The organism is Leisingera sp. ANG-M6 (assembly GCF_000813905.1).
In the GTDB taxonomy this organism is placed as follows: domain Bacteria; phylum Pseudomonadota; class Alphaproteobacteria; order Rhodobacterales; family Rhodobacteraceae; genus Leisingera.
In genome coordinates, this window is the sequence record NZ_JWLG01000036.1 from 1 (window position 1) to 11,124 (window position 11,124).

Annotated in this window: 11 protein-coding genes; 8 read left to right on the forward strand and 3 right to left on the reverse strand. The window is 64.3% G+C overall.

Annotation, left to right across the window (positions count from 1 at the left end; translation table 11 throughout):
- The first annotated feature begins 162 nt into the window (after nucleotides 1-162).
- Nucleotides 163-477: a DUF1272 domain-containing protein gene (locus tag RA24_RS21235; RefSeq protein WP_039194244.1), complete on the forward strand. Its 315-nt coding sequence runs from the start codon at nucleotides 163-165 to the stop codon at nucleotides 475-477.
- 75 nt (nucleotides 478-552) lie between these two features.
- Nucleotides 553-1,848 carry a PDDEXK-like family protein gene (locus tag RA24_RS21860; protein WP_052269647.1) on the forward strand — a complete coding sequence of 432 codons (1,296 nt, stop codon included), beginning with the start codon at nucleotides 553-555 and terminating at the stop codon, nucleotides 1,846-1,848.
- Nucleotides 1,849-1,914: 66 nt separating this feature from the next.
- On the opposite strand, the gene RA24_RS21245 is transcribed toward RA24_RS21860, so the two are convergent.
- Nucleotides 1,915-3,198 carry a uracil-xanthine permease family protein gene (locus tag RA24_RS21245; RefSeq protein ID WP_019298579.1) on the reverse strand — a complete coding sequence of 428 codons (1,284 nt, stop codon included), beginning with the start codon at nucleotides 3,196-3,198 and terminating at the stop codon, nucleotides 1,915-1,917.
- 237 nt (nucleotides 3,199-3,435) lie between these two features.
- Here RA24_RS21245 and RA24_RS21250 point away from each other — a divergent pair, with 237 nt between their 5' ends.
- A complete protein-coding gene (locus RA24_RS21250; RefSeq protein ID WP_039194247.1) occupies nucleotides 3,436-5,475 on the forward strand; it encodes an NADH:flavin oxidoreductase in 2,040 nt (679 codons plus the stop codon).
- 188 nt (nucleotides 5,476-5,663) lie between these two features.
- Here the strand turns inward: RA24_RS21250 and RA24_RS21255 are convergent, their stop codons facing one another.
- Nucleotides 5,664-5,888: a YdcH family protein gene (locus tag RA24_RS21255; RefSeq protein WP_019298577.1), complete on the reverse strand. Its 225-nt coding sequence runs from the start codon at nucleotides 5,886-5,888 to the stop codon at nucleotides 5,664-5,666.
- 181 nt (nucleotides 5,889-6,069) lie between these two features.
- Between RA24_RS21255 and RA24_RS21260 the strand changes: the two genes are divergently transcribed.
- The 5 genes from RA24_RS21260 to RA24_RS21280 all read left to right on the forward strand — a co-directional run bounded on the left by RA24_RS21260 (nucleotide 6,070) and on the right by RA24_RS21280 (nucleotide 9,991).
- The gene (locus RA24_RS21260; RefSeq protein ID WP_019298576.1) at nucleotides 6,070-6,483 is read left to right on the forward strand and encodes an Hsp20 family protein; all 414 of its coding nucleotides are present in this window, start codon (nucleotides 6,070-6,072) and stop codon (nucleotides 6,481-6,483) included.
- Nucleotides 6,484-6,488: 5 nt separating this feature from the next.
- A complete protein-coding gene (locus tag RA24_RS21265; protein WP_039150398.1) occupies nucleotides 6,489-6,713 on the forward strand; it encodes a DUF1150 family protein in 225 nt (74 codons plus the stop codon).
- A 103-nt stretch (nucleotides 6,714-6,816) separates the two neighbouring features.
- Entirely contained in the window at nucleotides 6,817-7,965 is a 1,149-nt protein-coding gene (locus RA24_RS21270; RefSeq protein WP_039194251.1) for a peptidoglycan-binding domain-containing protein, read from the forward strand.
- Nucleotides 7,962-9,110: a hypothetical protein gene (locus tag RA24_RS21275; RefSeq protein WP_152612874.1), complete on the forward strand. Its 1,149-nt coding sequence runs from the start codon at nucleotides 7,962-7,964 to the stop codon at nucleotides 9,108-9,110. Before RA24_RS21270 ends, RA24_RS21275 begins: the two co-directional genes overlap by 4 nt.
- A complete protein-coding gene (locus RA24_RS21280; RefSeq protein WP_039194256.1) occupies nucleotides 9,107-9,991 on the forward strand; it encodes a PhzF family phenazine biosynthesis protein in 885 nt (294 codons plus the stop codon). Before RA24_RS21275 ends, RA24_RS21280 begins: the two co-directional genes overlap by 4 nt.
- A gap of 22 nt (nucleotides 9,992-10,013) precedes the next feature.
- On the opposite strand, the gene RA24_RS21285 is transcribed toward RA24_RS21280, so the two are convergent.
- The gene (locus RA24_RS21285; protein WP_019298571.1) at nucleotides 10,014-10,883 is read right to left on the reverse strand and encodes a DUF1206 domain-containing protein; all 870 of its coding nucleotides are present in this window, start codon (nucleotides 10,881-10,883) and stop codon (nucleotides 10,014-10,016) included.
- Between the last annotated feature and the right edge of the window lie 241 nt (nucleotides 10,884-11,124).

The window sequence follows — 11,124 nt, forward strand, 5'->3', positions numbered from 1 at the left end:
GGATTGGAGGGGGCGGCTCCCGCCCGCGCGGGAATGCAGGCAAGCTGCACCGCCCCCGCGGTTGGGCGTGGCGCCGCGCCCAGGCGCGGCGCGTGTGGCTGTGGCGGGGCTTGCGGGCCACCGGCAAGCGGGGCACGGGGGCGGCTGAATGAGGAGAGCAAAATGCTGGAACTGCGCCCCAATTGCGAGCTGTGCGACAAGGATCTGCCACCGGAGGCTGCGGATGCGCGGATCTGCAGCTATGAGTGCACCTATTGTGCGGAATGCGTGGCGCGCGTGCTGCACAATGTTTGCCCGACCTGCGGCGGCGGCTTTGCGCCGCGCCCGGTCCGGCCCAAACGGGCCTGGCGGGAGGCGCTGAAGCTGGGGCTGGGGAACCATCCGGCGTCAGTGAAGCGGCGGCACTCGAAGTTCAGCCGCGAGGATATTGCGGCGCATGTGGCGCGCATCCGGCATTTGAAGCCGGAGGAGAGGTAAGGGGAGCCAAATGTGCCTGGCTCCGATTGATCATTTCTCTGGGCAGACCGATTTTAATTGAGGGTAATTTGACCAATGCAAACCAAAGACCAGATGCCATCGCATGGCGCGCTGGAAGCGCTGTTCGTGAACAATGAGCACCTGGAACGGATCGAAGCCTATCTGAACCGGTTCAACCCGATCCGGGTCATGAAGATGGAACGGATGGAAATCCGCCATTCTGCGATACTTGCCTGGCTGTTGGATCCAAGCGAAACGCATGGTCTGGGCGACCGGTTCCTGAAGGTCTTTCTCGCGGAGGCCTACCGCGGCAGCAGCCTGGCGGCAGGGCCGACTGCGCTGGAGATTTCGCAGGCAGATATGCGCGATGCCGAAGTGCGCTGTGAATGGCTGAACATCGATATTTTCATTCTGAGCGAGCGCAACCGCTGGGCTTTTGTCATTGAAAACAAGTTCGACAGCAAATTGCACGGGGACCAGCTTGCGAATTACATGAGGAAAGTCCGCGGTGTCTACAAAACGCAGGAGGACTTGCAGATCCAGGGCGTGTTCCTGACGCTGCGCGATGAGGCCTTTGACAACCACGACTATGTGCCGATTGGCTATGGCGAGATCTGCACTTTCCTATCGCGTTTTCTGGAGCAGGAGGCCTATCTTCTGCGGCCCGAGATCAGCACGTTTTTGACCCACTACATAGAAATTTTGCAGGAAGCGACCGGCATGAGCAAGGAACGCGATGAAATGGTGAAACTGGCGCGGGAATTGTACCGCAGCCACAAGAAGGTGCTGGATTTTGTCATTGAGCATGGTGCGGCATCGGAGTTCGCAATGGCGGCGCATGAGCAGTTCGGAGACAGTCCGGGGCCGCTGGAAGAAAAGAAAATCGGCAAAGGCGTCTTTTGCTTTGGGGCCCTGCACCGCGACGGTGTGAGCTTTCTGCCGCAGGAGTGGGTCGCCGCATTGGGTCGGGGCGGCAGCTGGCCGGGCTGCGAAAACTGGTGGATGGGGTTTCCGTTGACCAGCTGGCTGGCGCTGGTGCCGGGCGATGACGGAAGCAAGGGTCAGTTACGGCTGTTTGCGGAAGTCGGGCCGTTGTCCGACCATGCCGCGCGCAAGGCATTGATCGAAGAGATTGAGGGTGTGGCCGCTTCTGAAGGTTTGAGCCGGATCCGGTTCCAGAAAGGGGCTGCCGGAGAGGGCAAGAGATACTCAAAATTCCTGAAGAACAACACGCTGGAGATCCGGGATGTGCATGATGCTGAGGAAATCAGCGCTGCGATGAAAAAGCTTCTGGATAAGTTCCGGCCCGAATTTGTGGCTATCGCAGAGGTGCTGCCGGGCTTCATGAGCCGAAAGGCAGTGGTGTCCTGAGAGTCATGCAACCTGCCATGACAAGGTGTTGCCTGCGCAGCCGCCGGGGCTGCGCAGGCGGTGGAATCAATCCCGCTGCTGCGGCAGGATCAGGTTGAGGAGCAGGCCGGCAACACCCGACAGGCCGATGCCCGCAAGGGTGAAACCTTCGCCGAACTGCAGTGTCAGCCCGCCGAGGCCGATGATCAGCACGGTGGAGATGATCACCATGTTGCGGGCCTCCGACAGCGCCTCGCCCAGTTTCGCGAGCACCGACAAGCCAACCACGGTGACCATGCCGAACAGAAGGATCATGATGCCGCCCATCACCGGCATCGGGATGGTCGACAGCGCACCGGAGAGCTTGCCCGCGAAGGACAGCGCAATGGCAAAGACCGCGGCCCAGGTCATGATTGCCGGGTTGAAGGCACGGGTCAGGGTGACGGCGCCGGTCACCTCGGAATAGGTGGTGTTGGGCGGGCCGCCCAGCAGGCCCGCGGCGGCGGTGGCGAGGCCGTCGCCCAGCATGGTGTTCTGGATGCCGGGTTTCTCCATGTAGTCGCGCTTGGTCACGCTGGAGATCGCCATGATGTCGCCGAAGTGCTCAATCGCGGGGGCAATGGCGACCGGCAGGATGAACAGGATGGCGGCGAGGTTGAATTCCGGCGCGACAAAGCCCGGTACTTTGAACCAGGGGGCATCCGCCAGCGGGGCGGTGTTGACCAGGGTTTCGCCGGTGACAGCGCCCAGCACCAGCGCCGCGATGTAGCCCGCGGCGACGCCTGCAAGGATCGGCACCACCCGCATGATGCCGCGGCCGAGGATCGCCGTCAGCATGGTAGCGCCCAGCGAGATGGCGGCAAGCAGCAGTGCGGTATTGCGCGGCATCACCTGGGTGTCGCCTGCGAGGCCGGTGGCCATGTTGACCGCCACCGGCGCCAGCGACAGGCCGATCACCATGATCACGGGGCCGACCACGACAGGCGGCAGCAGCCGGTGCAGGAAGCCGGCGCCAAAGGCGCGGATGGCGAAGGAGAGCGCCACATACAAGAGGCCCGCAGCGGCGAGGCCGCCGGTGGTGGCGGCCATGCCCCAGGTCTGCACGCCATAGATGATCGGCGCGATGAAGGCGAAGGAGGACGCCAGGAACACCGGCACCTGGCCGCGGGTGACGATCTGGAAGATCAGCGTGCCAAGGCCTGCGGTGAACAGCGCGACGCTGGGGTCAAGGCCCGTGAGCAGCGGCACCAGCACCAGCGCGCCGAAGGCGACAAACAGCATCTGGGCGCCGACAAGGGCTTGTTTCGGGGTGAATTTGTAATCGGTTCCGGGGGCGGAGGGCGCGTCGGCGGGGTCGCTGGTGGCGGTCATGGTCTCGCTCTTATCTCAGGTGTTTACGCAGGCCCGGACCGGGGTGTTGCTGGGGTGCGGGCAAAATTGCAGTGCTCCTAAAGGGAAAATCCGGCTTTGACCATCCGGTCAGAGGGTGTTTTTGCGGCCTGCGGACAGGGTGTCGCAACAGAGGCGGGCGGATGCCGGTTTTCTGCAAGCCAGGGGGCTGGCAGGGCCGCTCTTGTGCTGGGGAGATTTTGCCCGGAAAATTCCCTGATGACCCAGCAGACCGACCCGCTCCTCCAGCCCCTGCAACTGCGCCACCTGACTTTGCGCAACCGGATCATGAGCACGGCCCATGCGCCCTCGTTCCAGGAGGGCGGCTATCCGCGGGACCGCTACCGGCTGTACCATGAGGAAAAGGCGAAGGGCGGCATTGCGCTGACGATGATCGGCGGCTCGACCAATATCGCGCCGGACAGCCCGTCTGTGTTCGGGCAGCTGTATGCGGGTGATGACAGCATCATCCCGTGGTTCCAGCGGCTGACGGACGGGGTGCGCAAGCATGGCGCGGCGGTGATGTGCCAGATCACCCATATGGGCCGGCGCACCGCCTGGGACGACGGCCACTGGCTGCCGGTGCTGGGGCCGTCCGGGCGGCGGGAGCGGGCGCACAGGGCGTTTCCGAAGGTGATGGAGATGGAGGATATCTCCCGCGTTATCAAGGATTTCGCCGCCGCTGCTGAACGCTGCCGGGCGGGTGGGTTTGACGGAATTGAACTGCTGATGCATTCGCATCTCTTGGGGCAGTTCCTGTCGCCCTTGGTGAACTGCCGGGAGGATGACTACGGCGGCTCCTTGGACAACCGGCTGCGGCTGACATTGCAGGTCCTGGAAGCGGTGCGTGAGGCGGTGGGGCCGGACCTGATCCTCGGCATGCGGGTCACCGGCGATGAGCTGACCGAGGGCGGACTCGGCGCGGCAGACTGTATTGAGGCAGCGCAGAAGATTGCCGCCACCGGTTCTGTGGACTTCCTGAACGTGCTGGCAGGGGCGCCCTATGATGACCTTGGCCTTGCCGGCTGGGTGGCGCCGATGGGGATGCCCGCGGCGCCGGATCTGAACGTGGCGGGCGCAATCCGCGCGGCGGTGGATCTGCCGGTGTTTCATGCGGGCGGGGTGGCCGATATTGCCACTGCGCGTCATGCCATCCGCGAAGGCCAGGCGGACATGATCGGCATGACCCGGGCGCATATGGCCGACCCTTATCTGGTGCAGAAGCTGCGCCAGGGCGAGGAAGAACGTATCCGGCCCTGCGTGGCGCTGGGCTATTGCGTCGACCGGGTCAATCAGGGCAAGCCCGCGGTTTGCGGCCATAACGCCGCGACGGGGCGCGAGATGGTGATGCCGCATGTGATTGCACCCGCGGAGGTGCGGCGCAAGGTGGTGGTGGCCGGCGGCGGCCCGGCGGGGCTGGAAGCCGCGCGGGTGGCGGCAGAGCGCGGCCATGAGGTGGTGCTGTTTGAGGCCAGCGCTCGGCTTGGCGGGCAGATTGTACTGGCGGCCAAGGGCATGACCCGGCGGCAGATCTGGGGCGTTGCGGACTGGCTGATCTCGGAGGTCGAGCGGCTGGGCGTGGATGTGCGCCTCAATACTTATGCCGAAGCGGAGGATGTGCTGGCGGAAAGCCCGGATGCAGTGATTGTGGCCACCGGCGGCTGGCCGGAGCCGCTGGATATTCCGGGCGGGCATCTGGTCACTTCCAGCTGGGAAGTGCTGTCCGGCGAGGCGCGGGTGGCTGGCGAGGTTCTGCTGCTGGACGAGGTCGGCGATCACGCGGCGCTGGTTTGCGCCGATGTGATGGCGCGAATGGGCTGCGCGGTCACGCTGGCAACGCCGGACCGGATGGCGGGGCATGACCTGGGGCCGACCAACTCTGCCGTGGTCCTGCGTGACCTGGCGCGGCAGGGGGTGGTGTTTGACTGCCTGCTGGAGCCTGTGTCGGTGGCCGCCGAGGGCAACCGCAAGCGTGTCACCTTGCGCCATGTGCTGACCGGAGAGATGCAGGAGAGGGTGGCGGATCATGTGGTCTCGGAGCACGGGGTCAGCCCGGCTGAGGAATTATACCACGCACTGAAGCCGGGCTCGCGCAATCTGGGGCAGCTCGATCACCAGAAGATGATTGCTGGCTGCAGCCCCTTTGCGGAGGTGAACCCCGCTGGGAAATTCTGGCTGGCCCGTGCAGGCGATGCGGTGGCGGGGCGCAATATCCATGCGGCGGTCTATGATGCGCTGCGGCTGTGCAAGGATCTGTGACACCTGCCGCACAGCGCAGCCGCAGCGCGCCGTCAGGCGCGCTGCCATGCCCAACGCCTCCCGTCGCAGCTTGCCTGCGCGGAAGAGGGGCGGGAGGCCCTGTTTGAACTAAGTGAAACCGCTGCGTTCTGCAGCTTGTCCCCGTGCAGCTCAGGCACGGGCAGACGCGCCGGACAACCGGCGCGGGGTCAGGCGATGATGTCCGGGGTCAGCCGGTCTTCGATCAGGGCAATCTTGTCCTTCAGGACCAGCTTCTGCTTTTTCAGCCGCCGGATCGTCAGCTGATCGGCAGTGCCGCGCTCTTCCAGCGCGGCGATGGCCTCGTCCAGATCACGGTGCTGCCTGCGGAAAACCTCGAGCTCGACCTTCAGGACTTCGTCCGTCTTCATCGACACATCTGTGGGTGCATTCATGGGGGACTCAATCGGGCTTATGAATGAAGTGAGAGTGAAGATACTTCGTTAAGGGCTTTTCCGCTAGACCTATGGGCACATGGTCTTGTGAATCCATAAAGAACTTCCCATATTCTTGGGGAAGCGGCTGCCGGGACCGGGGCCGCGCGCATACGTCGCTTTGGCATAAAGGACGAACAACGTGTCGAAACTAACCTTGGGCTCTTACCCGCATATGCTGGGGTTCGAGCAGCTGGAACGCCTCCTGGAACGCTCGGCAAAATCGGGCAACGAAGGCTATCCCCCCTATAATATCGAACAGACATCAGACCATTCCTACCGCATCACCCTGGCCGTGGCCGGTTTCGCTGAAGAGGACCTGGCGATCACCGTCGAGGACCGCCAGCTGGTGATCCGCGGCCGCCAGCGCGACGACAGCGAGGGGCGGGTGTTCCTGCACCGCGGCATCGCGGCACGCCAATTCCAGCGCATGTTCGTGCTGGCCGATGGCGTCGAAGTGGGCGAGGCGGTCATGGAAAACGGGCTTTTGCATGTGGATCTGACCCGTGCGCGGCCTGAAACCGTGGTTCAGACAATCAGTATCAGAAAGGGGTAAGAGCAATGCATACACCGTTTGACTTCAAGGATGCCGGAGACCGGACCGTCTATGTGAAGGCGGTTGCGGTGGCAGATCTTCCCAAGGACGTGCAGGAGAATGCCGGCGGGCGTGAGCTGCTCTATGCCGTGCACGACGCCGAGGGCGGCCAGCTGGCGCTGGTGGCCGACCGGCAGCTGGCCTTTGTGCTGGCCCGGCAGAACGACATGACGCCGGTTGCGGTGCACTGACGTCCCGGCATCCGCCGGAAAACACTTGCATTTCTGAGAGACAGGCTCCCATTTTGGGGGCCTGAATTGTTTTCAACGGCTGATATTTCAAGTGAGGCAAATAATGATCCGGAATTTCCGCCCGCTGGTGCAGGCGCTGGGGCTGGCGTTCGGGCTGTCCACCCTGGCTGCGCCTGCAGGTGCTGACCCCTTTGTGAAATGCGTGCAGCAGCAGCTGACGGATCTGGGCTATGCCGCGGGCCAGCCGGACGGGCGGCTGACGCAGCAGACCAAGGGCGCCTGGCAGGCACTGCGCCAGGCAAAGGCGGGCACCGCGCTGCTGGCCGCGCTGCCGCCGCTGAGCCAAAAGACCGCGATCCACTGGTGCCGCGAGCTGCCGGCTCTGAAGACCGGCCTGGAGCGGCATATGCCGTCGGCGGCGCCGGTGCGGATCCTGGCGGATACGCCCAACGTGGAAAAGGGTATCCGGCAGGCCTATGACAAGGTGCTGCGTTTTATGGACCGGGAATACGGCATCGTGCTGGCCGGGCATATCGGCATCGGTGCGGCAGGCAATACAAAGGACGTGCAAACCTATGTGCGCCGCCTGCTGCGCGATATGTCGAGCGCGCGGTTCAACCCGGATGCCTCCATCGCCGCCCATTGCAACAAGCCCTTTGGTGTTGCCGGCGCGGCCTATCTCAAGTTCATGTATATCTGCTGGGACAACCCGCATGAGGCCGACAATGCCTGGCTCAAGCGGTCGCGCAAGTGGCTGGGCATGATGATGGCGCATGAATACATGCACCTGGTGCAGGCGGAACTGGGCGGCGCCCGCTCAGAAGGGTTCCACAGCAATTCGCTGCGCGCCCGCATGGGGCCGGCCTGGCTGGTGGAAGGCAGCGCCGAAGTGGTTGCGGCACGGTTCGGCAAGAGAGCCCTGCGGCTGCGCGCGCCGGGGCTTGCGGAGCTGCACGAATGGTCATTGAAGTCAAAAAAGAGCCTGCGCGGCATGCGGGCGCATAAGACGGTCAGCACCAGTGGCGACTATGATTTCGCCCATTATGCGGTGCATATCCTGACCCGGATCAGCGGCGAGGAGGCGCTGTTCACCTTTTGGCGCCGCCTGAACGCGGGTCAGAACTGGGAGCAGGCTTTCAAGGGCGCCTTTGGCGTCGCTCTGGCCGAGTTTGAGACGCAGGTAATGGAGCTGCGCAAGCGGCCCGGCACCGCGCGGGCCTATATTTCCAAGATGCGGCGGAAGCAGTCTTGAGAGCTGGCGGGAGGCTGCGGCGGCTTGTGCTGGCGGCGGGGCTGGCCCTGGCGGCCGTCCCGGCTGCGGCAGACCCGTTTGTCGCCTGTGTTCAGGGGCAGCTGGCGGAACTGGGGTTTGATCCGGGAGCGGAGAACAACCGGGTCACCTACCAGCACTGGCAGGCCTGGAACAAGATGACCGGCAACCAGGGGGACCGGCTGCCCGGGCGTCTGGGCCGCCTGCCGGGGCTTTCGCAGCGCAGTGCCGTGCACTGGTGCCGGGAACTGGCCACTTTGCGCCCGAAGCTGGCGCGGCACATGCCGAACGATCAGCGGCCGGTCATTCATGCGCAGCAAGGCATGGCGCGCACCGCATTGATGGTGAACTACCGAAAGGTGCGGAACTTTTTCAACAATAGCCTGAAGATGCCTATGGCGTTGCGGCCTGGCATCGCTGTGGGGGAAGACCGCAGCAGCCTGATGCTGCAGACCCGCTATATGCTGGAGGACCTGGGGCTGCCGCCAATTGATTTTTCTGCAGTTATAGAGGAGGCCTGTTCCATTGATGGCGGCTATGCGGGACGGGCCTTCCCCGGCCTTTTCATCATCTGCTGGGAGAAGGTCGAAAAATACGATGCGGAATGGCTGGAGGCATCGTACCGCTGGCTTGGCCCGGTAATTGCGCATGAGTACATGCATCTTTGGCAGGCGGAAGTCTCGGGCGAGTTCGGCATGCTGAAACCGAACCAGGCGAATTGGTCCCTGGCCCATCCCCTGTGGCTGATCGAAGGCGCCGCAGAGATGGTACAGGAGGAGTTTGCCTTCGAGATGCTGGATGAACCCAGGGCGTCTCTCGGGGAGCTGCGCCGGGAAGCAAAGGGATCCTCCCGCAGTTTGCAGGAAATGCGCCTGTCAGAGGTGGCCTTCGATTCAGACAACTACCCGCTGGCACATTTTGCCGTACGGCTGCTGGCGGAGGAACACGGCAAGGCAGCGGTATTTGATTACTGGCACAAGCTCGGGCAGGGTATGGGCTGGCGGCAGGCCTTTGCCAGCAGCTTCGCAATGCCGGTTGAGACATTTGAAGTAAAGGTGGAGCGCCGCTTGCAGGCACCGCTCGGGTTAGGGCGCGGCAAAGAGGCCGGAAAGGACAAGAAACAATGAGTCTTTTGAATTTCGACTGGGTGGATGCGTTCTCGGACCGGGCGTTCGGCGGCAATGGTTGTGCGGTGGTACATGGCGGCGCGCATCTGCCGGTGGAGGTCTGCACCGCTTACGTGCGGGAGACCTCATTGGTGGAGTGCACCTTTACCGGTCCGTCGGAGGTAGCGGACGTTAAGGTGCGCTATTTCCTGGCCAGCCGCGAGATCCCTTTTGCCGGTCATCCGACCATTGCGACAGTTGCGGCGATGCGCGACCGGGGGCTGTTTCAGGGGGACAGCATCACCCTGGAGACCGGCGCCGGGATCGTGCCGGTGCGGCTCGATGGCGATCTGATAGAGATGACGCAAGTTGCGCCAGAGTTCGGCCCCTTTGCCGATCCGGAACTGGTGGCGGCGGCGGTGTCGCTGCCGGTGGAGGCCATCGTGGGGCAGCCGCAGAAGGTCTCTACCGGGCTGCCGTTCTGTGTCACCGTTCTGCGCGACCGTGCGGCGCTGGAGGCGGCGGAGCTGAACCTGGACGCGCTGGCCGCATTGGGCCAGTCGCTGGGCGCTGACGGCATCGACATGATGGAGCCGTTTCTGGTCACGCTGGAAGGGGCGACGGCGGCGGGCGACACCTTCTCGCGCCTCCTGATGGCGCCGCCGAGCCCGCCGGAGGATCCCTTTACCGGCTCGGCCACCGGCGCGATGGCGTCCTATCTGTGGCGTCACGGGCTGATGGCGAAAGCCGAATTTGTGGCCGAGCAGGGCCACGGCCTGGGTCGCCCCGGCCAGGCGCGGGTGGCGCGGGTTGGCCCGGCGGATGCGATTGAGGGCGTGCGGGTTGCGGGCGAGGGCTTTGTGCTGATGCGCGGCACGGTGGATTTGCCGGAAGCGGGATAGGCCGCTTTCGGGCAGGCCGCCCCTAGCTGTTCAGCATGTCTTTCAGAGTTTGGAGGCCGCGGTCATCGGCCTTGGGCACGATGCGCCAGGCGGCGTTGACGAAACAAACCAGGGAAAATCCCAGGAGGCCGATGCACAGGAAGGTCACTAGGATCTGGCCGTAGGTCTTGTCCTGCAGCCAGTTGAAGGCGGTGCCAATCCCGCCGGCTTCGTGGCTGGAGGCATAGGCGGCTGCCTGCATCATCAGAAACCCGATGATGGCAATGACAACGCCATGGGCGGCCATGCCAGCCTTAAGCACCAGGTTCAGATGCAGGGTCGCCGGATTGCCCTGCATGTGGTCGCGGTAGCCTTCGCTCCAGGCCTTGTGCAAGTAATAGCCGCCGGCGCCGAGGGTGAGCGCCCCGGCGATGCCTGCGGCGGCCTGCCCGCCGGGGGAGGCGAGGAGGCGGTTCACCAGCTCTGTCTTTCCGAGGCCTTCGGAGCGTCCCAGAAGCACCGTGATGGCGAGCCCGCTGAGGCCCAGATGCACCAGGCCGGTAGTGATCATCCCGGCGCGGGCGATCAAGCCCTTGGGGCTGTTTCCGTAGTCTTCGAGATCCCAAATGCTGTCCACCGCGCGCCAGATGGCGTAGGCGGCCATGCCAAGGGCAATCAGCAGCAGAATGGCGGTGCCAAGCGCGCCCTGCAGGCGGCCCATCGCCTCGCCTGTGCCTTCGGCGCTGCCGCCGTGCCAGATCGACCACAGCGAAGCGCCGCCCACCAGCAGGTAGACCAGACCGCGCCCGGCGTAGCCTGCGCGCATCAGCGGAACCGCCCAAGCGAAACCGCGGGCAGAATTTTCTGCCGGATCGTCGCGGCGGGACTCAGGCGGGGCGGGGTGTTGCGGCATGCGGGGCTTCCTGACTGCGCGGAGCGGGGGGGGCGGGGACGGAAGAACAACGCCCCGGCGGGCGGAAAGGTTCCCTGCGGGCGCTGCCGCCGCCCCAGTAAACACGTGTGTTCCGGGCCGTTTCCTGCGCCGGGAAACGGAAGCGGCCCGCCAATTGGCGGGCCGCTCTCATGTCTCGCTGTGCCGTCAGGCTCAGGCCTTGATCAGGCCCATGCTTTCCAGCTTCAGCAGAACCTGGGGG

Coding starts and splice junctions, on each gene's coding strand:
- RA24_RS21285 (WP_019298571.1), bottom strand. CDS start 10,883: ATGCCGCAACACCCCGCCCCGCCTGAGTCCCGCCGCGACGATCCGGCA.
- RA24_RS21235 (WP_039194244.1), top strand. CDS start 163: ATGCTGGAACTGCGCCCCAATTGCGAGCTGTGCGACAAGGATCTGCCA.
- RA24_RS21270 (WP_039194251.1), top strand. CDS start 6,817: ATGATCCGGAATTTCCGCCCGCTGGTGCAGGCGCTGGGGCTGGCGTTC.
- RA24_RS21860 (WP_052269647.1), top strand. CDS start 553: ATGCAAACCAAAGACCAGATGCCATCGCATGGCGCGCTGGAAGCGCTG.
- RA24_RS21250 (WP_039194247.1), top strand. CDS start 3,436: ATGACCCAGCAGACCGACCCGCTCCTCCAGCCCCTGCAACTGCGCCAC.
- RA24_RS21265 (WP_039150398.1), top strand. CDS start 6,489: ATGCATACACCGTTTGACTTCAAGGATGCCGGAGACCGGACCGTCTAT.
- RA24_RS21245 (WP_019298579.1), bottom strand. CDS start 3,198: ATGACCGCCACCAGCGACCCCGCCGACGCGCCCTCCGCCCCCGGAACC.
- RA24_RS21280 (WP_039194256.1), top strand. CDS start 9,107: ATGAGTCTTTTGAATTTCGACTGGGTGGATGCGTTCTCGGACCGGGCG.
- RA24_RS21255 (WP_019298577.1), bottom strand. CDS start 5,888: ATGAATGCACCCACAGATGTGTCGATGAAGACGGACGAAGTCCTGAAG.